Source organism: Rhizobium sp. BK312 (genome assembly GCF_014193605.1).
GTDB lineage: Bacteria > Pseudomonadota > Alphaproteobacteria > Rhizobiales > Rhizobiaceae > Rhizobium.
In genome coordinates, this window is sequence record NZ_JACHZP010000004.1 from 481,733 (window position 1) to 503,679 (window position 21,947).

18 protein-coding genes are annotated in these 21,947 nt (G+C 61.1%); 12 read left to right on the plus strand and 6 right to left on the minus strand.

Annotated elements, in window-relative coordinates; all coding sequences use genetic code 11:
- Nucleotides 1-858 (plus strand): carboxylating nicotinate-nucleotide diphosphorylase, encoded by an 858-nt coding sequence (gene nadC / locus FHT85_RS14505; RefSeq protein ID WP_112410865.1) that lies wholly within the window; start codon nucleotides 1-3, stop codon nucleotides 856-858.
- A gap of 16 nt (nucleotides 859-874) precedes the next feature.
- Here the strand turns inward: nadC and FHT85_RS14510 are convergent, their stop codons facing one another.
- Together FHT85_RS14510 and FHT85_RS14515 are read right to left on the minus strand one after the other, a co-directional pair.
- Entirely contained in the window at nucleotides 875-1,651 is a 777-nt protein-coding gene (locus FHT85_RS14510; protein ID WP_112410866.1) for an SDR family oxidoreductase, read from the minus strand.
- 101 nt (nucleotides 1,652-1,752) lie between these two features.
- Complete coding sequence (locus FHT85_RS14515; protein ID WP_112410867.1) at nucleotides 1,753-2,613, minus strand: MurR/RpiR family transcriptional regulator; 861 nt, start codon at nucleotides 2,611-2,613, stop codon at nucleotides 1,753-1,755.
- A gap of 227 nt (nucleotides 2,614-2,840) precedes the next feature.
- Here FHT85_RS14515 and murA point away from each other — a divergent pair, with 227 nt between their 5' ends.
- The 11 genes from murA (at nucleotide 2,841) to FHT85_RS14570 (ending at nucleotide 17,058) form a co-directional block, all read left to right on the plus strand.
- Nucleotides 2,841-4,097, plus strand: coding sequence for a UDP-N-acetylglucosamine 1-carboxyvinyltransferase (gene murA / locus FHT85_RS14520; RefSeq protein WP_112410868.1), 1,257 nt, complete (start codon nucleotides 2,841-2,843; stop codon nucleotides 4,095-4,097).
- The gene (locus tag FHT85_RS14525; protein ID WP_112410869.1) at nucleotides 4,094-4,984 is read left to right on the plus strand and encodes an N-acetylglucosamine kinase; all 891 of its coding nucleotides are present in this window, start codon (nucleotides 4,094-4,096) and stop codon (nucleotides 4,982-4,984) included. Before murA ends, FHT85_RS14525 begins: the two co-directional genes overlap by 4 nt.
- Nucleotides 4,985-5,255: 271 nt before the next feature.
- Nucleotides 5,256-6,179: an N-acetylmuramic acid 6-phosphate etherase gene (gene murQ, locus FHT85_RS14530; RefSeq protein ID WP_112410870.1), complete on the plus strand. Its 924-nt coding sequence runs from the start codon at nucleotides 5,256-5,258 to the stop codon at nucleotides 6,177-6,179.
- Between the two features lie 57 nt (nucleotides 6,180-6,236).
- A complete protein-coding gene (locus tag FHT85_RS14535; RefSeq protein WP_112410871.1) occupies nucleotides 6,237-7,757 on the plus strand; it encodes an ABC transporter substrate-binding protein in 1,521 nt (506 codons plus the stop codon).
- A 129-nt stretch (nucleotides 7,758-7,886) separates the two neighbouring features.
- Nucleotides 7,887-8,846, plus strand: coding sequence for an ABC transporter permease (locus tag FHT85_RS14540; RefSeq protein WP_112410872.1), 960 nt, complete (start codon nucleotides 7,887-7,889; stop codon nucleotides 8,844-8,846).
- Complete coding sequence (locus tag FHT85_RS14545; protein WP_112410873.1) at nucleotides 8,846-9,685, plus strand: ABC transporter permease; 840 nt, start codon at nucleotides 8,846-8,848, stop codon at nucleotides 9,683-9,685. The genes FHT85_RS14540 and FHT85_RS14545 overlap by 1 nt, the downstream gene beginning before the upstream one ends.
- The gene (locus FHT85_RS14550) at nucleotides 9,682-11,421 is read left to right on the plus strand and encodes an ABC transporter ATP-binding protein (protein ID WP_112410874.1); all 1,740 of its coding nucleotides are present in this window, start codon (nucleotides 9,682-9,684) and stop codon (nucleotides 11,419-11,421) included. Before FHT85_RS14545 ends, FHT85_RS14550 begins: the two co-directional genes overlap by 4 nt.
- A gap of 21 nt (nucleotides 11,422-11,442) precedes the next feature.
- Nucleotides 11,443-12,462, plus strand: coding sequence for a serine hydrolase domain-containing protein (locus FHT85_RS14555; protein ID WP_112336884.1), 1,020 nt, complete (start codon nucleotides 11,443-11,445; stop codon nucleotides 12,460-12,462).
- 10 nt (nucleotides 12,463-12,472) lie between these two features.
- Nucleotides 12,473-13,588, plus strand: a complete 1,116-nt coding sequence (locus FHT85_RS14560; RefSeq protein ID WP_112410875.1) for an anhydro-N-acetylmuramic acid kinase — start codon at nucleotides 12,473-12,475, stop codon at nucleotides 13,586-13,588.
- Nucleotides 13,589-13,694: 106 nt separating this feature from the next.
- Nucleotides 13,695-14,645, plus strand: a complete 951-nt coding sequence (locus tag FHT85_RS14565) for a lytic transglycosylase domain-containing protein (protein WP_112410876.1) — start codon at nucleotides 13,695-13,697, stop codon at nucleotides 14,643-14,645.
- A 142-nt stretch (nucleotides 14,646-14,787) separates the two neighbouring features.
- Entirely contained in the window at nucleotides 14,788-17,058 is a 2,271-nt protein-coding gene (locus tag FHT85_RS14570) for an FdhF/YdeP family oxidoreductase (protein ID WP_112410902.1), read from the plus strand.
- A 54-nt stretch (nucleotides 17,059-17,112) separates the two neighbouring features.
- Here FHT85_RS14570 and FHT85_RS14575 read toward each other — a convergent pair whose 3' ends face one another.
- Genes FHT85_RS14575 through FHT85_RS14590 form a run of 4 tightly spaced genes read right to left on the minus strand, consistent with a single transcriptional unit; the run spans nucleotide 17,113 to nucleotide 21,916 of the window.
- The gene (locus tag FHT85_RS14575; RefSeq protein WP_112410877.1) at nucleotides 17,113-18,186 is read right to left on the minus strand and encodes an ABC transporter ATP-binding protein; all 1,074 of its coding nucleotides are present in this window, start codon (nucleotides 18,184-18,186) and stop codon (nucleotides 17,113-17,115) included.
- 1 nt (nucleotide 18,187) lies between these two features.
- On the minus strand, nucleotides 18,188-20,119 hold the full coding sequence (locus FHT85_RS14580; RefSeq protein WP_112410878.1) for a glycoside hydrolase family 127 protein: 1,932 nt from the start codon (nucleotides 20,117-20,119) through the stop codon (nucleotides 18,188-18,190).
- A gap of 22 nt (nucleotides 20,120-20,141) precedes the next feature.
- Nucleotides 20,142-21,005 (minus strand): carbohydrate ABC transporter permease, encoded by an 864-nt coding sequence (locus FHT85_RS14585; protein ID WP_112400844.1) that lies wholly within the window; start codon nucleotides 21,003-21,005, stop codon nucleotides 20,142-20,144.
- Nucleotides 21,002-21,916, minus strand: coding sequence for a carbohydrate ABC transporter permease (locus FHT85_RS14590; protein WP_112410879.1), 915 nt, complete (start codon nucleotides 21,914-21,916; stop codon nucleotides 21,002-21,004). Before FHT85_RS14590 ends, FHT85_RS14585 begins: the two co-directional genes overlap by 4 nt.
- Between the last annotated feature and the right edge of the window lie 31 nt (nucleotides 21,917-21,947).

The window sequence follows — 21,947 nt, forward strand, 5'->3', positions numbered from 1 at the left end:
ATGACACTTGCTCCCCTCCCGCGCCTGATCGTCGAGCCGCTAGTGCGCAATGCACTGGTCGAGGATCTCGGCCTTGCCGGCGATGTCACATCCACGGCCGTCATCCCGGCGGGCCATCGGTCCCGCGTTGCTATGGTAACCCGCCAGCCGGGTGTGGTCGCGGGTCTCGATGCCTCCGAGTTGGCTTTCCAGCTCGTGGATCCTGCAATTGTCATGACCCGTCACGTGCCCGATGGTGCGAAGGTAGAAAAAGGCGATATCATCGCGACAATCGAGGGACTGTCTCGCGGCCTGCTGACAGCGGAGCGCACCGCACTCAATTTTCTCGGCCATCTCTCCGGTATTGCCTCCGTGACCGGCAGCATCGTCGAGGCGATCGCCGGCACGAAGGCGTCGATCGTCTGCACTCGCAAGACGACGCCGGGCCTCAGGGCTCTGGAAAAATATGCGGTGCGCGCCGGCGGCGGTATGAACCATCGCTTCGCGCTTTATGACGCGGTGTTGATCAAGGACAATCACGTCGCAATTGCCGGGGGCATCGCCGAAGCCATCCGCCGAGCCAAGGCGGGCGTCGGTCATATGGTCAAGATCGAAGTCGAGGTGGATACGCTGGCGCAGCTTCGCGAAGCGATGCAGGAAGGCGTCGACGCCGTGCTGCTCGACAACATGATGCCGGATCAGCTGCGCGAGGCGGTCGATATCGTCGGAGGCCGGGCCATCACCGAAGCCTCCGGCCGCATCACGCCGGCAACAGCTGCCGCAATCGCCGCCTCCGGGGTCGATCTCATCTCCGTCGGCTGGCTGACGCATAGCGCGCCGACACTCGATATCGGGCTGGACTGGAAGGCGGCGGCTTAAAGCCGCCGATCCCGGGTCAAACGACCACCGGCACCTGTGCGCCGTCCATGCTGATCACGACGCCGGTGACGTAGCTTGCTTTGGCCGAACTCAGGAAAGCGACGACATTGGCGATGTCGACAGGATCGGCCATGCGGCCGATCGGAATGCGCTGCAGGGCATCGGCCAGTGCTTCCTGCTCGGTCGAGCCGGAGATCTTCGCCGCCGCCTTCAGGCCCTCGGCAACGCGATCCGTCTCGGTGAGGCCGGGATTGAGGCCGACGACGCGCACGCCCTTGCCGGCATAGGCATTGGCAAGCCCGACGCTTGCGAGCATCAGGGCGGCATTGGCCGAGCCGCCGGCCAGATGGACAGGGGAGGCGACCTTGCCGCCGTTGCCGATGATATTGATGACGGCACCCGTGCCGCGCGCGCCCATGCGCTTGATGATGGGATCGATCACGTTGATGTAGGAAAAATACTTCGCATCCATCGCGGCACGCCAGATGGCAGGCGTCAGTTCATCCGCTGGCGTGCGCGCCGCGGCACCTGCGCTGTTGACGAGGATGTCGATCGGGCCGATCTCCGTTTCGACCTTATCAATGACTGCGAGGGCCTGTTGATCGGAGATCAGGTCGGCAGCATAGCCATGCGCGCCAGGAAGCTTCGAAAGGGCCGCATCGATATTGGACTGCGACCGGGAGCAGATCGCCACCCTTGCTCCCTCCTGCAGGAAGAGTTCGGCACAGGCATAGCCGATGCCCTTCGAGCCACCGGTGATCAGAACGACTTTATCCTTGAGGCCGAGGTCCATGGAATGTCTCCGGAATGATTTGGTTGGATCGCCAAGCTACGTCCCGAAATCACCACCGTACAGGGTCGCGGTCGTCACAGCTTGGTTACCGGAGCCCGATCTTACGAAAGACGCTTGGCCTTCAGCACCGAAACGGCCGTCTCACTATTATGGACATAGTCATTGGCGTCAGGCTGACGCTGCACCAGGAGAATGAACAGCAGGTCGGTCAGCATCAGCTGTGCATCGCGGGCAGTGATTGCCGACGAACGGACGCGATCCTCGTCGCCGACGGTATGGAGGCAGATATCGGCAACGCGAGCGAGTGGGTTGTCCTGCAGCCCGGTGACGGCAATGACGGTTGCCTGGCGCTGGCTGGCTAATTCCGCAATCCGTAGCGTCTCGATGCTGGCGCCGGAATAGGAAAGCGCAAAGAGCAGGTCATCCGGCCCCAAGGTCGATGCATTCGCCATCTGCACATGGCTATCGCTGTCATGCAGCACGTTGCGGCCGAGCTTCATCAGCTTGTAGGAAAAGTCGCGCGCGACCAGCGAGGAGGCGCCAACGCCGGCCAGATGGATGCGTCTCGCATCATGCAGCGCTTCGAGTGCTTTTTCGATGTCGGCTTCGTTGTTGACCGAGATCGTCTGCTGCATCGCCTGCATCTTGCTGCCGAGCAGCTTCTGCAGGATCGTGAGATAGCCGTCGCCCACTTCGATCGTGCCGTGGATCATACCGGCCGGCGCCTGCCATTCCTGCGCTTTCGCCTCGCTGACGGCAAGTTTCAATTCCTGATAGCCGGCATAGCCGAGCTTCTGGCTGAATTTCACGACGCTCGACTGGCTGCGGCCGGTTTCGACCGCGAGCGCTGCTGAGGACAGGCGCAGCATCTGGTCGGGATTATCGATGATGAACTGTCCGATCTGGCGATCGGCGGGCGCCATGGTTTCGAGCTGCGCGCTGATTTTCTTTAAGATCGACATTTGTCCCTTCGAGCCATCGAGGCCGCTTCACCCGCCGAAACGAGCGCACCGAAAATAGCATCCGGTTCTAGCTCGGCAATCTCGCTTCGTGCGATCGGACATTATCACAGCAAATTGGAATAAAAAATTCCAAATCTGGTTGACACTCTGGAATGGCCGATTAGTCTTTGGAAGAAATGCGTGAAGGACTCGCGGTGTCCTCACCTTTTCCTCGACGGATACTCATCATGGACAGACTTCGCATCTCCGGCGGCAGACGGTTGCAGGGCGCGGTGACCATCGCCGGCGCCAAGAATGCCGCCTTGCCGGAAATCGCAGCGGCGCTCTTGAGCCCGCATCCGCTGGAACTGACGAACCTGCCCGCAGTCAGCGATGTCGAGAACATGCTCGATGTCATTGCCCTTCACGGTGCCAGAGTTGAGCGCGGGCCGCATGGCACCACGATCGATGCGAATAACATCGTCTCGAAGGAGACGTCTTACGATACGGTCCGCCGCATGCGGGCGACCGTGCTGGTGCTTGCGCCGCTGCTCGCCCGCTTCGGTCACGCGCGTGTTTCGCTTCCCGGCGGCTGCGCCATCGGCGCGCGGCCCGTCGATATGCACATCAAAGCCCTGGCGACGTTGGGCGCCGATATTGCGATCGAAAGCGGCCTGATCGTCGCTTCGGCTTCAAATGGGCTGAAGGGCGCGCGGATCGTGCTGAGTTCGCCATCCGTAGGTGCGACGGAAACGGCTATGATGGCCGCCTGCGCCGCCAAGGGAGAAACCGAGATATTGAATGCCGCCCGCGAGCCGGAGGTGGCGGATCTCGCGGCCTGCCTCAGCGCTATGGGGGCGCGGATCGAAGGGGCGGGGACCCATCGCATCCTCATCGATGGTGACACCGACTGGCGTCCGGCCAAGCATCACGGCATCCCTGACCGCATAGAGGCAGGCACCTATGCGGTGGCCGCGGCGATCACCGGCGGTCAGCTCGAGCTTATTCATGCCCGGTTGGAAAATCTGGCCTCGGTCGTCCAGGCGCTTGAGGCCATGGGCGTCAGCGTCTGGCCGAGTGATCGCGGTCTGGTGGTCTCCCGGGAAGGCCCGCTCAAGGGAGCCGATATCACAACCGAACCCTATCCGGGCTTCCCGACGGACCTGCAGGCGCAGTTCATGGCGCTCGCCTGCTGCGCTGAAGGCGCGACGCTGATCCGCGAGACCGTATTCGAAAATCGCTTCATGCATGTGCCGGAGTTGACGCGGCTCGGCGCCAATATCACCCTGCAGGGCACGACTGCTTTGGTGCGTGGCGGAGCGCCGCTCAAGGGTGCGCAGGTGATGGCGACAGACCTCAGGGCATCCGTGTCGCTGGTTCTCGCCGCCCTCGTGTCCAAGGGCGAAACCATCGTCAATCGCGTCTATCATCTTGATCGCGGCTACGAGCAGCTGGATCGCAAGCTGCGTCTCTGCGGCGCCGATATTGAACGGCTGACGTCATGACCGCCGTATCGGAAAACGCTCCTTATTTCCTCGGCATCGATGGCGGCGGTACTGGCTGCCGGGCGCGCATCGAGGATGCTGAAGGCATGATTTTAGGGCAGGGATTGTCCGGCCCGGCAACGACCAGGCTCGGGATCGCCGAAGCATGGGCGTCGATTTCGCGTGCCTTTGACGCAGCAATAGAAGAAGCCGGGTTGAGTGCAGACGATATCGGGCGCATCCACGTCGGCGTCGGGTTGGCGGGCATCGGCCGCAAGGGCGCGCTTGATGCGTTGAAGGCGATAGAGCATCCATTTGCGAGCATCGAGTTCATTAGCGACGGGGAGGGCGCCTGCCTCGGCGCGCATTCCGGTCGCGATGGTGCCATCGTCATTGCCGGGACGGGCTCGATCGGGCTCGGTCTCGTCGAAGGACGGCAATTGCGGGTGGGCGGCTATGGTTTTCCGATTTCGGATGAGGGCAGCGGCGCCTATCTCGGGCTGAAGGCGGTGCAGCTTGCGCTGCGTGCCCATGATGGCCGCGAACAGAAGACGGCGTTGCTGGCCGAAATCATACAACGCTTCCAGAACGATCCGATGGAGGCGGTCGCCTGGATGGACAGGGCTTCGGCCACGGATTATGCGGCCCTTGCACCGATGGTCCTCCGCCATGCCGATCAGGGCGATGCCGCCGCGCGGCGTATCGTGCAAAGTGCAGCTGCCCATATCGATACGCTGGTTCGCACCCTGTTCGAAAAAGGTGCGCCGCGCGTCTGCCTGCTTGGTGGTCTCGCAAGCCCGCTCGAGCCTTGGCTCTCGCCCGATGTACGCCGTCGCTTGAAACCCATCGACGGCGATGCCGTCTCAGGGGCTATCATCCTCGCCAGAAGGGCGATCTGCCAACATTGAACGATGCGACTGGGAGCAGAGCTTTTGCGCGATCGATATGGAATATTTTATTCCTTTCTGGATTGACGAAAGGAATAAATGGACATAGTGTTAACCAAGGTAAACAGGGAATGGACGGGGAACGAAGCCAGAAAGGCCATCCTCAATCCCGGCTGACTTTGGTCTTCCGTTTAACTGAAAGCCAATCTTTGCTGCGGCGAGCCCGATCTTAATGGATCGAGCTCGCCATCCTGACCTATTGATACTCAAGCGTTATTTCGCGAGCAGGCCCATGACAGAGCAGACGTTGATATCCGAACTGGAGCAGTTGGTTTCCGAAGGGCGCAATCCGAATACGATGCATATCGATCTGCTGCCGACCTTCGATATCCTGCGTGAAATGAACTATGAGGATCAGACGGTGCCCCTCGCCGTCGAGAAGGTCATTCCGGCGATCGCCGCCGCCGTCAATCAAATCGTCGCCGCCTTCCAGAAGGGCGGACGGCTGATCTATATGGGTGCCGGCACGAGCGGCCGTCTCGGCGTTCTCGACGCTTCTGAATGCCCACCGACTTTCAGCGTGGCGCCGGACATGGTCGTCGGCCTTATTGCCGGCGGTCCGGATGCGCTGCGGCGCTCGATCGAGGGCGCGGAGGACGATCCGGCGCAGGGGCGCCAGGCGCTGGAGGAGATCGAGCTGAGCAAGGATGATGTCGTCGTCGGCATCGCCGTCAGCGGTCGCACGCCCTATGTGATCGGTGGCCTGAATTACGCCAAGAGCATCGGCGCCTTCACCGTGGCACTTTCCTGCAATCCGAACTCCATCATCGCCGGTATTGCGGATCTGGCGATCTCGCCGGTCGTTGGTCCGGAAATCCTGACCGGCTCAACAAGGCTAAAGTCGGGCACCGCGCAGAAACTCATTCTCAACATGCTGACGACGGCAAGCATGATCCGCATTGGCAAGAGCTATCAGAACCTGATGGTCGATGTCAGCGCCAGCAACAAGAAGCTCGTGGCGCGCGCCTCGCGCATCGTCATGCAGGCGACCGGCTGCACCCAGCAGGAAGCGCGCCGCGTGCTCGATCTCACCGGCAACGACGTCAAGCTTGCCATTCTGATTGAAATTACCGGAATGGGCATTGAAGAAGCCCGCGCGGCATTGCAAAACGCTGATGGATTCCTGCGTAAGGCCATCAACGCCAGGACTGCTTGAGACAATCAATAGGCTAAAATCGGCCGGGGACATTTAAAAAAATTTGGAGGACTGAAAGTGAAAGGGAATTTTGCAAAGACGCTGATTTCGGGAGTAGCGCTGGCCGTGGGGGTTGGTCTGGCGACCGTCGCGATTCCGGCGCAGGCAGCGACGCTACGTATGGCATGGTCGCAGGACGCGACCGGGCTTGATCCGCATAAGCAGACGGCCTTCTCGTCCATTCGCCTGCTGGAACTGATCTATGAGCCGCTCGTTCGCCTCGACAGCAATCTGCAGATCGTGCCCGGCGTTGCCGAGAGCTGGCAGTTCTCCCCCGACGGCAAGCAGCTGACCTTTAAGCTCAATGCCAAGGCCAAATTCCAGAACGGCGCAGCTGTCACCTCGGCCGACGTCAAGGCCTCCTTCCAGCGTATTCTCGATCAGGCGACTGGCGCCGTTGCCCGCGCTAATTTCCTGTCGATCGCGAGCATCGATACGCCCGATGCCAATACCGTTGTCTTCAACCTGTCGCAGCCGGACGTTCCCCTTCTGACTGCCATGACGAGCCTCAATGCGGCGGTTGTGCCGGCAAGCGAAATCACCGCCGGCTCCATCGGTACGAAGGCGATCGGCTCCGGCCCCTTCAAGCTCGACAGCTGGGTTCCGAATTCCAAGGAAGTCTTGAGCGCCAACAAGGATTGGGCCGGCGGCGCCACGGGCGTCGATGGCATCAATATCAGCGTCCTGCCGGATGAAACCGCGATCCTCGCGTCGCTCCGCACCGGTCAGATCGATTTCGCACTACTCAACGATCCGCTTGTCGCAACGCTGGTGCCGAAGGAGCCGAAGCTGCAGCTCACCCGCACGCCGATCCTTTCCTACAACGTCCTGCAGCTCAATCCATCGCGCAAGCCCATGGATCAGCTCGCCGTGCGCCAGGCAATTTCCTGCGCCATCGACCGCAAGGACGTGATGGATACGGCGGCACTTGGCGAGGGCAAGGTGACGGGGCCGCTGACGATGCCGCTCTATGCGACCGATCCCAGCAAGCTCTTCTGCTATACGCGCGATGTCGCCAAGGCGAAGAAGCTGATGGCCGATGCCGGCTTTGCCAATGGTTTCTCGGCGACGGTGATCGCCGCAACCGGTGAGCCGCCGACCGCCACGGCCGAGGCGCAGGTCATCCAGTCGCAGCTTGCCGAAATCGGCATCAAGCTCGATATCAAGGTGATGGAACTCAACGTCTATGTCGACACCTGGCTGAAGGGCAATTTCGACATGGCCGTTGCGCTGAACGGCGGCAGTGCCGACCCCTATTCCATGTACAACCGTTATTGGACCAAGACGGGCAACCTGCAGAAGGTCGCCAACTATATCGACGACACGCTCGACAGCCTGATGCAGAAGGACCGCGCCGAAACCGATCCCGCCAAGCGCAAGGAGATTTTCGCCGAGTTCGAAAAGCATCTTGCCGAAGTGTCGCCCTGGATCTGGCTCTATACGGCTTATGGCTACACGGCCGAGCAAAAGAACGTGGAGGGCTTCGTACCGACGCCGACCGGCTCGCTGTTCGGTCTGAGCAAGGTCTCGATCAAGTAACGATGATTGGGACCTAGAGCATTTCCCTTTCGAGCGATTTCATGGAAATGCTCTATCTCTTTGTTTTTACGCAATTTCAGCTGTCAGTTCACGTCTTGGTTTAGCTGAAATTGTTTTAGAGGAATTGCAATGTCATATCTGACGCGCCGGCTGATGACATTCCCGCTGATCATGCTGGGCGTGTCCATCTTCGTCTTCGTTGCCATCCGGCTGGTGCCTGGCGATGCGATCACGGCGATGCTCGGAACCAATGCGGGCCTGCTGACGCCGGAGCAGCGGCAGGCCCTTGCCGCCTATTTCGGCATCGACCAGTCCTGGCCTATCCAATACTGGCATTGGTTGCTCGGCGTATTCCAGGGCAATCTCGGCATATCCGTTACCTATGGCAAGCCGGTGCTCGATATCATTCTGGAGCGTTTTCCGCTGACGCTCGAGCTTGCCTTGCTTTCGATGGTGATCGCGCTTGCGATCGGCCTGCCGGCGGGCGTCTTTGCCGCCACCAGAAACGAAAAGTTCTCCGATCTTTTCGTGCGCATCGTCGCCATGATCGGGCAGTCCACGCCGAATTTCGTTCTCGGCCTTCTGCTGATCTATGCCTTGTCTGCCGGTTTCGGTGTGCTGCCGACCATGGGTGCCTTCACGCCCCTTTGGGAGAACCCGCTTGAAAATCTCGGCCAAATGATCCTGCCGGCGCTGACGCTGGCGTTCGCCTTCGCCGCCTCGGTGACGCGTGTCGTGCGTTCGGCCATGCTCGATGTCTTGAGCGATGATTATGTCCGCACCGCCCGCAGCCGCGGCGTGCCGGCGCGCGGTGTCATCTGGCGGCATGCTCTGCCGAATGCATTGATCCCGGTGGTAACGCTGAGCGGCGTCGAATTCGGCTATCTGCTGGGCGGCGCTGTGCTGGTCGAGCAGATCTATGCCCTGCCGGGGCTCGGCCGCATGGTGCTCGATGCCATCCTGCAGCGTGACTATGCCCTGGTACAGGGCAGCGTGCTGTTCATTGCCTTCAATTTCATGATCGTCAACCTGCTCGTCGATCTCGCCTATGTCGCGCTTGATCCACGCGTCCGTCTGGGAGAAGGCTGATGCGGATCGTCAAGGCTATTTTCGGACATACGAGCGGTCGGATTGGCGGCGTCATCGTCCTCATTTATGTTCTACTTGCCATTCTCGGCACGTCGGGTGTGACCCCGCATGATCCCCTGATGCAGAACCGCATCGACCGCTTGCACGCCCCGAGCCTCACCTATTGGATGGGCACCGATCTTTTCGGCCGCGATGTCGCGAGCCGCCTGATGCATGGCATCGGCGAATCCTTCACCGTGGCCTTCTTCTCCGTTGCCTTTGCGACCTTGCTCGGTACGTTGCTTGGCTTGACGGCGGCATGGTCCGGCAAGCGCTGGGATGGCGTCATCATGCGCGCGATGGATGTGCTTTTAGCCTTCCCGGCGATCCTGCTGGCACTCCTGATCATCGCCATTGTCGGGCCTGGCACCTGGACCAGCGTTGCCGCAATCGCGATCGTCTATACGCCGATTTTTACCCGTGTGGTGCGAGGCCCGGCCCTTTCGCTGAAGGCACGCGATTTCGTCGATGCCGCCCGCACCTTCGGCAGCAGCCGCTCCTACATCCTGACGCGGCATCTCCTGCTCAATCTCGTCGCACCCCTGACCGTGCAGGTGACGCTGGCGCTTGCCTGGTCGTTGCTGACCGAGGCGGGTCTCAGCTTCCTCGGCCTGGGAACGCAGCCGCCGGCCTCCTCGCTAGGCTTGATGCTGAGTGACAGCCGCAATCTCATGGAGACAGCACCCTGGCTGCTGATCTTCCCTGGCGTAACCATCATGATCTCTATTCTCGGCTTCAACCTGCTCGGCGATGCCCTGCGCGATATCCTTGATCCGAAGATGCGGAGGGCGACGGTATGACACCGCTGCTTTCTGTCTCCGATCTGCATGTCGGCTTCGGGCGCAATCCTGAGGCTAATCCCATCGTGCGCGGCGTCAGCTTCGACCTCGACGCCGGTGAAACGCTGGCCATCGTCGGCGAGAGTGGCTCGGGCAAATCCGTCACCGCACTTTCGATCAATCGCCTGGTCGATTTCGGCGGCGGTCGCATTACCGGCGGCTCGATCCGGCTCAAGCGTGCCGACAACAGCATCCTTGATCTTACCAAGGCCAGCGAAGCGGAGCTGACAAAGATCCGCGGCGCGGAGATCGGCATGATCTTCCAGGAGCCGATGACCTCGCTTAATCCCGTTTTGACCATCGGCACGCAGATCGAGGAATCCTTCCGGCTGCATCGCGGCCTGACCGGCGGCCAAGCAAAGGCTGCTGCCAAGGATGCGCTGGATCGCGTGCGTATTCCGGATGCCGCGCGGCGGCTGACCTATTGCCCGAACCAGCTTTCCGGCGGCATGTTGCAGCGCGTGATGATCGCAACGGCGCTTGCCTGCAATCCGCGTCTATTGATTGCCGATGAGCCGACGACAGCGCTCGATGTCACTGTGCAAGCGCAGATCATGGCTCTGCTTGCAGAGCTGAAACGCGAGACCGGCATGTCGATGATCTTCATCACGCACGATATAGGTCTCGTAGCCGGCATCGCCGACAAGGTGATGGTGATGCAGGCCGGCGAGGCGGTAGAGCAGGGCGAACTCGATCAGGTTCTGGATCATCCCGCGCATCCCTATACCCGGCATCTGCTGCATTCCGTCCCGCATTTCGCTTCGGGGCAGGCCGCGCGCAGTGATTTCCAGCGCGACGAGGCGCAGGCTAAGCCGGTTTTGAAGGTGGATGGCTTGACGGTCCGCTTTCCGGTCAAGGGGAGTTTCCTGCGTCGATCGACCGGTGCCGTTCACGCCGTCGAAGGCGTCGGGTTCGACCTGATGCACGGCGAGACGCTGGCGATCGTCGGCGAGAGCGGCTCAGGCAAATCCACCACCGCCCGCGCGATCCTCGGATTGGTGAAGGCGATCCGCGGCACGTTTACGACCAATGACGGCAAGGCCGCCGATCGTACGAGCGCGGTGCAGATGGTCTTTCAGAATCCATACGCTTCGCTCAATCCGAGACTGCGCATCGATAACATCCTTGCCGAACCGGTGATCGCCGCGGGCGGCCGCGTCTCAGCTGAGACACGAGACCGGATGGTCATGCTTTTGAATCGCGTGGGTTTGCCGGAAAATGCGCTGGAGCGCTATCCGCACGAATTTTCCGGCGGCCAGCGTCAGCGGCTTTGCATCGCGCGCGCCCTGATGCTCAATCCGTCCGTGCTGGTGCTGGACGAAGCGGTGTCCGCGCTCGACGTCTCCGTTCAGGCGCAGGTCCTGGAATTGCTGATCGAACTGCAGCGCGAATACGGTCTTGCCTATCTCTTCATCTCGCATGACATGGCGGTCGTGGAGCGTATCGCCCATCGCATCGCGGTGATCTATGCCGGGCAGATCGTCGAGATCGGCGATGCCGCCTCGGTCTTGTCGGAGCCCAAGCATTCCTATACCAGGCGGTTGATCGCGGCGGTTCCGACGGTTGCTCGGCGCAAGGAAAACTTCACGCTCGATACTCGCCAGGTTCCGTCCCTGGTGCGTCCTTTGGGCTTCGAGCCCGCCGTTCCCGAGTGGCGCCGCTTTGCGCCGGATCACATCGCGCTGGCGGAAGCTTGAGCGAGGCCGAGGAGAGGCGAGATGGCAAGCAGGGGGAGCATGCAGTTTCAAGAGCGTTTTGATCGAGCTTTCGCGCCGATCGAGCAATCGGTTTCGGCGGCGCGCATCCCCGGCGGCGTGCTTGGCATGGTCGATCTCGACGGTATCAGGCAGGTCCGCGCCGTCGGTTCGGCACAGAAGGTACCGGATGTCAGGCCGATGCTGGTTGACACCTGGTTCGATCTTGCCTCGCTCACCAAGGTTATTTTCACCACGCCGCGCATCCTGGCCCTGGCCGAGGCCGGCACGTTCGACCTCGATGCTCCTTTGATCGAACTCCTGCCCGACCTGCGCCAGTACAGCGCCGAGGCCTGGGAACGGAAGGTGACGTTCCGCCAATGTCTCGGTCATCAGACACCATTTCCGGCGGTCGAGCCGATCTACACCTATGGCCGTGACCCCGACCTCCTGCGCACCTTCATCCTGCAGCGTGAATGGCGTGCCGGGCCGCCCGTCTATTCCGACATCAATTTCATTTTGCTTGGCCTTGCGCTGGAGCGGCTGAGCGGGAAGACGATCCGCTCCATGGACCCCGGGCCGGGATTTGCTTTTTCCGCACCGCCAGAACTATCGGCGGCAACGGAAGACTGCACCTGGCGCCATCGTGTTCTGTCGGGCGAGGTCCATGACGACAATTGTTCGGCATTGCAGGGTGCCGGTCATGCCGGTCTCTTCGGAACGGCGGACGCAATCCTCGATTTTGCCAGGGGCTTGCTTGACGGTAGCGGCGCGTCGGCGCAGTCAATCGCGCTGATGCGAACATCGCTTTCCGCCACTCGTACCCATGGCTGGGAACGGCCTCATGACGGTTGGCATGGTGGCACTCTTTGCTCGCCCGGCACGATCGGCCATACGGGATTTACAGGCGTAGCCCTCTGGGTCGATTTTGACCAAGGCAAAGCCTGGACCCTCCTTACCAACCGCATCCATCCGACGCGCCACTTCGACAGCGGCATACTGGCGCTTCGCCAGTCCGTCAGCGATCTCGTCAACGCAGCATAGGAGCCTGACCATGGAACCAATCTGGGCAGTCGGTCTGATGACCGGGACCGTCCTCGACGGCAATATCGATGTCGCCATGCTGAAGACCGATGGTGAGCGCGTCGCGGAATTCGGCCCTTACGTGCTGGCCCCCTATCCCGATTGGATCCGCAGGCTCCTGGAAGAGACGCTGGCACAGGCGCGCGTTTGGAATTTCGAAGGGCCGGAGCCGGCGATCTTCAAGCAAGCCGAGGAGGCCTTGACGCGGGCGCAATCGGAGGCGGTCAGGGAATTGGTTGAAGGGAATGGCATGACGATGGCAGACATCGGTGTCGTTGGTTTCCATGGCCAGACTGTCCTGCATCGCGCGCCACAGAAGGATCGGTTGGGGCAGACGCGCCAGCTTGGCGATGGCGAGCTGATGCGGTCCATTCTCGGCACGAAGGTCGCCTATGATTTCCGCTCGGCCGACATGCGCGCCGGCGGGCAGGGCGCACCGCTTGCTGCCGCCTACCATACCGCGCTGTTGCGCGGTGCAGGTGCTGCGGGCGAGGCGGCTATTCTCAATCTCGGTGGCGTCGCCAATGTCACCTGGTGGGATGGAGAGGGCAATTTCGTTGCTTTCGATACCGGCCCGGCCAATGCGCCGCTCAACGACTTCATCAAGTCGCACGGGCTTGGCGAGATGGACCGCGACGGTGCGCTTGGGGCTGCCGGCAAGGTCGATGAGGCACGGCTCGAGCGGCTGCTGCAGCATCCCTATCTCACGGCACCCTATCCGAAGTCACTGGATCGTTTCGATTTCGGCGCCTCCATGGCGGATGGCCTCAGCCCGGAGGATGGTGCCGCAACACTTTCGGCCTTCACGGCAAGCGCGGTCGGCAAGGCGCTGGATCTCCTTCCTCGCAGGCCTACCAAGGTCGTCGTCAGCGGCGGCGGCCGGCATAATCCGACGATCATGTCGATGCTGAAGAGCCGGGCCGGGGTCGAGCCGATCTTCGCCGAAGATCTCGGCTGGCGCGGCGATGCGGTGGAGGCGGAGTGCTTTGCGTTTCTCGCGGTGCGCGTGCTGCGGGGCCTGCCGATCAGCTTTCCCGGCACGACGGGCGTGCCGGCGCCGATGCGCGGTGGTCGCCTCGCGCAATAGTCGCCCGCGAACCAGCTATCGCGTGAGAGGTTTTCGCTTCCGTCCATCGATGATATGAAGAGGCCACGAATTTGCGATCGCTTGGTCTCGGACGGATATCGCTTATATGGCAGGCAGGCAGTATAAGGCAGGCTTCGTCGGTATCATTGTCGCTTTCGCGACCGCATTTGCCATCGATGCTTTTGTTTTTAGCCCAGCAGCTGCGCAACCGGAATGGCGCGTTGCGCCTCCCGTCTGCGTTTCCGGCCCAATGACGACGGAGACGGGCGAGACGCTTTGCCTGCGCAAGGACAGCTACAATCGCGATCTCTGCACGGCCATCGAGTATTTCGCTCACAGCAATCGTCTGCCGCCGGAATATCTGGCGCGGCTGGTCTGGCGCGAAAGCCTGTTTCGCTCCGATGCAGTCAGCCCTAAGGGCGCTCGCGGCATCGCGCAGTTCATGCCGGGAACGGCGAAGCTGCGTGGCGTGCGCGACAGCTACGATGCGCTGGAAGCACTTGGCAAGGCGGCGACCTATCTCGATGAATTGCGTGACCGTTTTGGCAATCTGGGTCTTGCCGCCGCTGCCTATAATGCCGGCGAGGGCGGTCTTGCCAATTTCCTGAATTCCGGCGGGCTTCCCTATGAGACGCGCAACTATGTGAGCGCGATCACCGCCCACAGCGTCGAGGAATGGCGCGACGATCCGCCCGATATCGCTGCTCCCGTGCTGGATAAGAGCAAGCCGTTCGTCGATTCCTGTGTCGCGCTTGCGCAAAGCCGGCGGCTGAAGCCCATTCCCTTGGAGCAGGAGCGGCCCTGGGCGCCCTGGGGCGCGCAACTCGCCGAACATTTTCAGGTGGATGCCGCTCGCCGTCTGTTTACCGCAAATATCCGGAAACTGCCGGCTCCGCTGAACGCGGAAAAGCCGTTGATCGTGCGGCAGCGCAATGCCGACTTTGGCCGCCGTGTCCGTTATGCGGCGCGCATTCCGCGGCAAACGCGGGAAGAAGCGGATGCCGTTTGCACGCAAGTCCGGCAGCAGGGCGGCTCCTGCCTGGTCTTCAGGAACTAATGCAAGCGCATAGCTCCGGCATGCTTGGTGATTGTTTGATTCTCTGTCGCTTGATTGTGCTTTACTCCCTGATGTCGCAAGCTTATTTCTTGCAAGCCCGACCTTTGGGAGGAAGCCGTTTGGGTTGCTAAAGGAGCGTATGATGGCGCAGAAGCGTGAAGTCCCCGGTATTCGTCCCTACAACAGCCCTGCCGGCGGATGGGGCGCGCTGAAGGCGACCGCCAATGCAGTGCGCGAGCAGATGGACATCACCGAAGCGCCCGGCCTGCTGCTGCGCACCAACAAGCCCACGGGTTTCGATTGCCCCGGCTGCGCGTGGCCCGACAAGGAACACACCTCCACCTTCCAGTTCTGCGAAAACGGCGCCAAGGCCGTTACCTGGGAGGCGACGAACAAGCGTGTTACGCCCGAATTCTTTGCCGAGCACACCGTCAGCGAGCTTTTGACCTGGAGCGATTATGAGCTGGAAAATTCCGGCCGGCTGACGCATCCGATGGTCTATGACCACGCATCCGATACCTACCGGCCGATCGCCTGGGAGGACGCCTTTGCCCGCATCGGCGAGGTCATGCGCAGCCAGCCCGATCCGGATATGGTCGAATTCTATACGTCGGGCCGCGCCTCCAACGAAGCGGCTTTCCTCTTCCAGATTTTCGCCCGCGAATACGGCACCAACAACTTCCCCGACTGCTCGAACATGTGCCACGAGGCAACGAGTGTCGGCCTGCCGCAATCGATCGGCATCGGCAAGGGCACCGTCTCGCTCGATGACTTCGACGAATGCGATCTCATTATCTCAATGGGACACAATCCCGGCACCAATCATCCGCGCATGATGGGCACGCTGCATGAGTGCTCGCGTCGCGGCGTGCCGATTATCGTCTTCAACCCGCTGAAGGAGCGGGCGCTGGAGCGCTTTGCCGATCCGCAGGATCCGATCGAGATGGGGACCTTCAGCTCGACCCGGATCGCCTCGTCCTATTATCAGGTGAAGATCGGCGGCGATGCCGCCGCGCTCAAGGGCATCATGAAAGCGGTTCTGGCGCTGGCCGAAACGTCATCTGATGTTCTCGATGACGCCTTCATTGCCGAACACACCACCGGCTTCGACGCGCTTGTTGCCGATATCAATCAGACGGAATGGGCCGATATCGAGCGTGTCTCTGGTCTTGCCCGCGCTGATCTGGAGCGGGTTGCCGACGCCTACGTCAAGTCAAAGGCGACGATCGTCGCCTATGGCATGGGCATCACCCAGCATGCCAAGGGAACCGCGAATGTGCAGCAGATCGCCAATCTCTTGCTGCTGCGGGGCAATTTCGGCAAGCCGGGTGCCGGCATCTGCCCGCTGCGCGGCCATTCCAACGTGCAAGGCAATCGCACCGTCGGAATTACGGAGAAACCCACTCCTGCGCTGATCGAAGGCATCGAACGTGCCTTCGGTTTCACCTCGCCGGCTCATCATGGTCACGATGCCGTTGCCGCCATGCAGGCGATGGCGGAGGGGCGCTCCAAGGTGCTGCTTTGCCTCGGCGGCAATTTCTCGATTGCGCTTCCCGATCCGGAACTTTGCGCGCAGGCGATGCGTAAGCTCGATCTCGCCGTCCATATGAACACCAAGCTCAATCGCTCCAATCTACTTATTGGCAAGGAATCCTTCCTGTTCCCCGTACTTGGCCGTACCGAGCAGGACGTTCAGGCAACCGGCGCGCAGTCGGTCACGATCGAGGATTCGATGTCGATGGTGCATGCGTCGCGCGGGCGGCTGAAGCCGGCCTCCGACCAGCTGCGTTCCGAGCCTGCCATCGTTGCGGGAATAGCGCAGGCGGCCCTGCCGAACAGCAAGGTTGCGTGGATGGAGCTCATCACGGACTACGATCTGATCCGCGACAAGATCGAAATCGTCTATCCGGACTTTGCCGATTACAACGAGCGCATCCGCGTGCCGGGTGGCTTCCGCCTGCCGCTCGGGCCGACGGAACGCGTCTGGAAGACGCCGTCGGGCAAGGCCGAATTCAAGCTGTTTTCCGGCCTCAACGAGGACATCTCGCTTTCCGACGGGACCATCCTCAAGCTCGCCACCATCCGCAGCCATGATCAGTACAATACGACGATCTACGGTCTCGACGATCGCTATCGCGGCGTCTTCGGCCGCCGTGACGTGCTGTTCATGAACGATAGGGATTTGAAGGCAAAGGGACTGGAGCACGGCGATCTCGTCGAGATCGAAACCGCGCTGCCCTCAGGCGGCAAACGGCTCTTGAAGCTGACCGCCATTTCCTACGATATTTCCGAGGGCTCTGTTGCTGCCTATTACCCGGAGGCAAATTGCCTGATCCCGATCGACTACCAGGACAAGGAAAGCGGCACTCCTTCGTATAAGTCCGTTCCGGTGCGGGTCAGCAAGGCGGCTTGATCTTCACACGATCATCCAGCCAACGTTTGTTACCTTGTTGGCTGGGTAAAGGACCTACCGCAGCCGTCCGCCCCGCTTGTCGAAATAGCGCCGACGTTCGGGCGGGCAATGCAGATGGAGCGTGTCGCCGCGCTCGATCTCCGGCCCATCACGATACTCGGCAATAACGGATTGACCATCCTCTGTCTGGCAATAGAGATAGCGTGTGCCGCCCAGATATTCGGTGACATCGACCGTGACCCGCACGGCATCGGCTGCATTTGAAACGACGACGAAATGTTCGGGGCGCATGCCGAGCAGGATCTTTTCGCCGGATGATGGTTTGTGCTGGCTAAGATCGACTTCGATGCCGCCATTGCCGACCTTTGCCGATCCGTCGCCTGACCATGTCGCTTCGATCATGTTCATCCTCGGCGAGCCGATGAAGCCGGCGACGAAACTGTTGGCCGGATCTTCATAGACCTCGCGCGGGCTGCCGACCTGCTCGATCCGGCCGTCCCTCAGCACGACGATCCTGTCGGCGAGCGTCATGGCCTCGGTCTGGTCATGGGTGACATAGATCATCGTATTGCCGAGCTCGCGGTGAAGCCGGGCAATTTCGATGCGCATGGAGACGCGCAGCTCCGCATCGAGGTTGGAAAGCGGTTCGTCGAAGAGAAAGACATCCGGCTCGCGAACGATAGCGCGGCCGATGGCGACGCGCTGGCGCTGGCCGCCGGAAAGCTGGCCCGGCCGGCGGTCGAGCAGATGATCGATCTTGAGGATCGCCGCAGCGGAACGCACGCGTCTTTCGATTTCGGAAGCATCGGTTCGGGCCATTTTCAGCCCAAAACCAAGATTGTCGCGCACGCTCATGTGAGGATAGAGCGCATAGGACTGGAAGACCATGGCTATACCGCGCTCGGACGGATCGAGATCGGTGACGTCTCGGCCCTTGATGGCGATCTCGCCGTCGGTGACTTCTTCCAACCCGGCAATCATCCGCAGCAACGTGGACTTGCCGCAGCCGGACGGGCCGACGAAGACGACGAAAGCCCCTTCCGGTATGTCAAGATCGATGCCGTGGATGACCTCCAGTCCGCCAAAACTCTTGCGGACGCCGGTCAGGCGCATGCCGTTCTTCGTCATGTCAGGCTCCGCGCTGCATCTGATCGGCGCGGATCCACACCAGCATCTCGCCCGGATCGCGATTGTCCCAGAGATGGTAGGGCACGAAACGCGCGGTGGAGGCAACGCTTTTCGGCGGTGTCGTCCGATAGAGATCTGAGCCCCAGTCCGCCTCATCGCGCATGACCGAAACATCGAGCGCCACTGCGCCCTCCAATGCGGCAATTTCCGTCGTCTCGGCGGAGGCCGGATCGCTGGAAAGCGAAATGCCGTTGAGGTCGTGACCATTGTCGGTAGTTTCAACGCAATAGACGAGCGGCCCGCGCATCAGGGCCGCACGCCCGGCGTCTTGGCGAACTTTAGGATTGGCAAACAGCGTGCGCGGGATGAGCGGAAGCGTGAGGTCGACGCTGTCGCCGGCCTGCCATTCCCGCTCGATACGGGCATAGCCGTCGACGGTGATCGTTGCCAGATCGACCGGTGCGCCATTGACTGCGAGCGTCGCGCCCTCGGCCCATTCGGGGATGCGCAGCGATAGTGCGAATTTGGCCGCGCGATCCAGATTGACCTCGAAGCGAATTGCACCGTCCCAAGGGTAGCGCGTTTTCTGGGAAAGCTGCACGGTTACGCCGCCGGCTAGAGGGACGCGGGCTTTGCTTTCGCCGTAGAGATGGACGGCGATCTCGTTGTCGGCGGCGGCATACATATAGGAGCCGACGGAGGCGAGCAGGCGTGCGATATTGGGCGGGCAGCAGGGGCAATGGTGCCAGGTCCAGCGATGATGCTTGCCGGCGCTCTCCAGAGGATTTTCGTAGAAGAAGGTCTTGCCGTCTTGCGACAGGCCGGCCATTGCACCGTTGTAGAGCGCTACTTCCATGATGTCGGCATAGCGGCGGTTCGGTCCGCGACCGAGCATGCGGTTGGCCCAGAAGACCAGACCGACCGAGGCGCAGGTCTCGGCATAGGCGCTCTCGTTCGGCAGGTCGTAATAGTCGGTAAAGCCCTCGTTGGAGGCAGCCGGCCCGATGCCGCCGGTCACATACATCTGCTTCGTCGTCAGGTCGTTCCAGAGCGTTTCAAGGGCTGAGGTCAGCGTATCGTCGTTATATTCCGTGGCGATATCGGCCATGCCGGAATAGAGGTACATGGCGCGCACGGCGTGACCCACGACCTTGGTCTGTTCGCGCACCGGCAGATGCGACTGGCTGTATTCATAGGTCTTCTGCACGAAATTTTTGGGATCACGGCCATCACGAAGTGCTTCCTCGGTGAAGAAATGCGGTTCCTGGCCGCGCTGGTCGATGAAGTATTTGGCAAGATCGAGATATTTCTTCTCACCGGTGACGCGACCCAGCTTGACGAGTGCAAGCTCCACCTCTTCATGGCCGCAATAGCCGCGCAGCTGGCCTTCGCCATGGCCGAAGACGGTGATCATGTAATCGGCAAAGCGGCTCATGATGTCGAGCAGTTTGCGCTTTCCCGTTGCCTGATAATAGGCGACGGCCGCCTCGATCAGATGGCCGGCGCAATAAAGTTCGTGATGATCGCGCAGGTTGGTCCAGCGACGGCCGGGCTGGACACGCTGGAACCAGGCATTCAGATAGCCGTCCTCCTGCTGCAGCTTTTCGTACATGTCGATGATGGCGTCTGCTCGTGCCTCCAACTCCGGGTTGGGACGGCGATAGAGGGAATAGGCGATGGTCTCGATCGACTTGCCGAGATCGCTGTCCCAGAACATCTGCGTCGAGCCCGACCATGTCTGCAAGGGGATGACGATGCCGGGGCTTGGCTGGCTGACGTCGATCGCCTGGATCATGCCAGCTTCGACGCAGCGGTCGAGCAGGGTCGCGGCGGTGGAATTGCAGATGGCATCCTGGCGGGCGCCGAAAAGCCCTCCGAGCTCGACATTTGGAACGGGCAGGGGGCGGAACTGGCGGCTTTCTCTGTCAGACATGGCTTGATCCTTATTTAAAGGGTTATTTCACCGCGCCGGCCATCAGCCCGCGCATGTAATAGCGTTGCAGAAGCAGGAAGACGATGACGCAGGGGATGGTCATGACGGCGATACCGGCCTGGACAGCTCCCCAGTTGACGGCGCCGAGGCGACCGGTCCTGACGGCGATCATCAGCACCGGCAGGGTGAATTTCTCGTTGCTCGACAGGAGTACCAAAGCTGCCAGGAACTCGTTCCAGGCATTGAGGAAGGCAAAGATCGCGACGGTCGCAACCCCCGGCAGCACCAATGGGAAGAGGACACGGAACAGCAGTTTCAGATCGCGCGCGCCGTCGATGCGCGCGGCCTCCTCGATTTCCTTCGGCACGGCGTCGAAGGCGTTGCGCATCATGAAGACCGAAAAAGGAAGCTGCAGCGTCACATAGACGAGCGTCAGCCCGATCAGCGAATTGTTGAGGCCGAGCCTTGCCAGGATGATGAAGAGCGGTGTCAGGATCGACTGGAAGGGGATCATCAGCGTCGCGATGATCAGGATGAAGAGCGCACCCTTGAAGGGGAAATGATAGCGCGAGAAGCCATAGCCGGCGAGCAGGCTGACGATGACGGTCAACAGCACCGTTCCGACCGAGACGAACAGGGAGTTCAGCGTATGCTGGACGACGCCGGCGCCGAAGCCATCGAGCGAGCGGTAGGCGTCGAAGCTGAAGCCGGTTGTCGGCCATGGCGGCAGCGGCGGCAGGCTCGCCTCGGTTCCATGCCGGAACGATGATAGCAGTGCAATGGCGAACGGCGCGAAGAAAAAGATGACGATAACGACGCCGATGCCGTGATAGCCGATGCCGCCCCAGAGCTTGCGCCGCACGCGACGCTCCTTAGCCGTGCTCATGGCTTGTCCTCCCCGACGCGCAGCAGCCAAAGCTGGACGATGCTGATCAGCACCAGGATGACGAGGAGCGCGATCGAGAGCGCTGCGCCATAACCGAGATTGAAGGATACGAAGGACTGGTTGAATATGTAATAGACCACCGAAATCATACGGTTCTGCGGGCCGCCTGATGTCATGATGTAGAACTGGTCGAAGGCAAGCACCGAGCCGGTGATGGAAATGATGAGCGCAAGCGCAATCGTGCGACGCATCAGCGGCAGAGTCAGATGCCGGAAGCGCTGCCAGCGCTTGGCGCCGTCGATTCGCGCGGCCTCGGTCAGTTCGGAGGGGATTGCCTGCAGGCCTGTCAGCAGGATGATCATGGTAAAGCCGGCGATCTTCCAGACCACCATGACGATGATAGTCGCGAATGCCATGTCGAAATCGGCAAGCAGGTTCGGCCTCTTGTCGACGAGACCGAGCGCCAGAGCGACCGGTGCGAAGAAGCCGGCGTCGACATTGGCGAGCCAGACCCAGAGCAGCGACGCCGTTGCAAGTCCGACGACGACGGGAAGGAAGATGATCGTGCGGTAGAAGCCGACGAGCGGCCGGTGTTTTTCGACGAAGAAGGCGAGCGGGAAGGCTATGGCGAAGATCGCAATGGTCACGATCACCGTGTAATAGGCGGTGAAGCGCAGCGCTGCCATGAAGCGCATATCGGAGACCATGCGGATATAATTACCGAAGCCGATCCAGCGGGGATTGCCGAGCAATGGCCAGTTGTGGAAGCTCATCCAGAAGGTAAAGACCACGGGTAGCACGAAGAAGACGATCACGAGCGCCATGGCCGGCGCGATATAGAGAAACCCGTGCCAACTGGCACGCCGTCGTTTTCGGGGACGTGCGGTTGCGATAGCTCCAGGGCCAGCCATGGAATGCTCCCGATATTGCGATGGAGGAACC

Excerpts from the sequence above, each read along its gene's own strand:
- FHT85_RS14515 (WP_112410867.1), bottom strand. The coding sequence starts at position 2,613 with ATGTCGATCTTAAAGAAAATCAGCGCGCAGCTCGAAACCATGGCGCCC.
- FHT85_RS14510 (WP_112410866.1), bottom strand. The coding sequence starts at position 1,651 with ATGGACCTCGGCCTCAAGGATAAAGTCGTTCTGATCACCGGTGGCTCG.
- murQ (WP_112410870.1), top strand. The coding sequence starts at position 5,256 with ATGACAGAGCAGACGTTGATATCCGAACTGGAGCAGTTGGTTTCCGAA.
- FHT85_RS14525 (WP_112410869.1), top strand. The coding sequence starts at position 4,094 with ATGACCGCCGTATCGGAAAACGCTCCTTATTTCCTCGGCATCGATGGC.
- FHT85_RS14575 (WP_112410877.1), bottom strand. The coding sequence starts at position 18,186 with ATGACGAAGAACGGCATGCGCCTGACCGGCGTCCGCAAGAGTTTTGGC.
- FHT85_RS14585 (WP_112400844.1), bottom strand. The coding sequence starts at position 21,005 with ATGAGCACGGCTAAGGAGCGTCGCGTGCGGCGCAAGCTCTGGGGCGGC.
- FHT85_RS14560 (WP_112410875.1), top strand. The coding sequence starts at position 12,473 with ATGGAACCAATCTGGGCAGTCGGTCTGATGACCGGGACCGTCCTCGAC.
- nadC (WP_112410865.1), top strand. The coding sequence starts at position 1 with ATGACACTTGCTCCCCTCCCGCGCCTGATCGTCGAGCCGCTAGTGCGC.
- FHT85_RS14565 (WP_112410876.1), top strand. The coding sequence starts at position 13,695 with ATGGCAGGCAGGCAGTATAAGGCAGGCTTCGTCGGTATCATTGTCGCT.
- FHT85_RS14550 (WP_112410874.1), top strand. The coding sequence starts at position 9,682 with ATGACACCGCTGCTTTCTGTCTCCGATCTGCATGTCGGCTTCGGGCGC.
- murA (WP_112410868.1), top strand. The coding sequence starts at position 2,841 with ATGGACAGACTTCGCATCTCCGGCGGCAGACGGTTGCAGGGCGCGGTG.
- FHT85_RS14580 (WP_112410878.1), bottom strand. The coding sequence starts at position 20,119 with ATGTCTGACAGAGAAAGCCGCCAGTTCCGCCCCCTGCCCGTTCCAAAT.
- FHT85_RS14590 (WP_112410879.1), bottom strand. The coding sequence starts at position 21,916 with ATGGCTGGCCCTGGAGCTATCGCAACCGCACGTCCCCGAAAACGACGG.
- FHT85_RS14540 (WP_112410872.1), top strand. The coding sequence starts at position 7,887 with ATGTCATATCTGACGCGCCGGCTGATGACATTCCCGCTGATCATGCTG.
- FHT85_RS14555 (WP_112336884.1), top strand. The coding sequence starts at position 11,443 with ATGGCAAGCAGGGGGAGCATGCAGTTTCAAGAGCGTTTTGATCGAGCT.
- FHT85_RS14570 (WP_112410902.1), top strand. The coding sequence starts at position 14,788 with ATGGCGCAGAAGCGTGAAGTCCCCGGTATTCGTCCCTACAACAGCCCT.
- FHT85_RS14545 (WP_112410873.1), top strand. The coding sequence starts at position 8,846 with ATGCGGATCGTCAAGGCTATTTTCGGACATACGAGCGGTCGGATTGGC.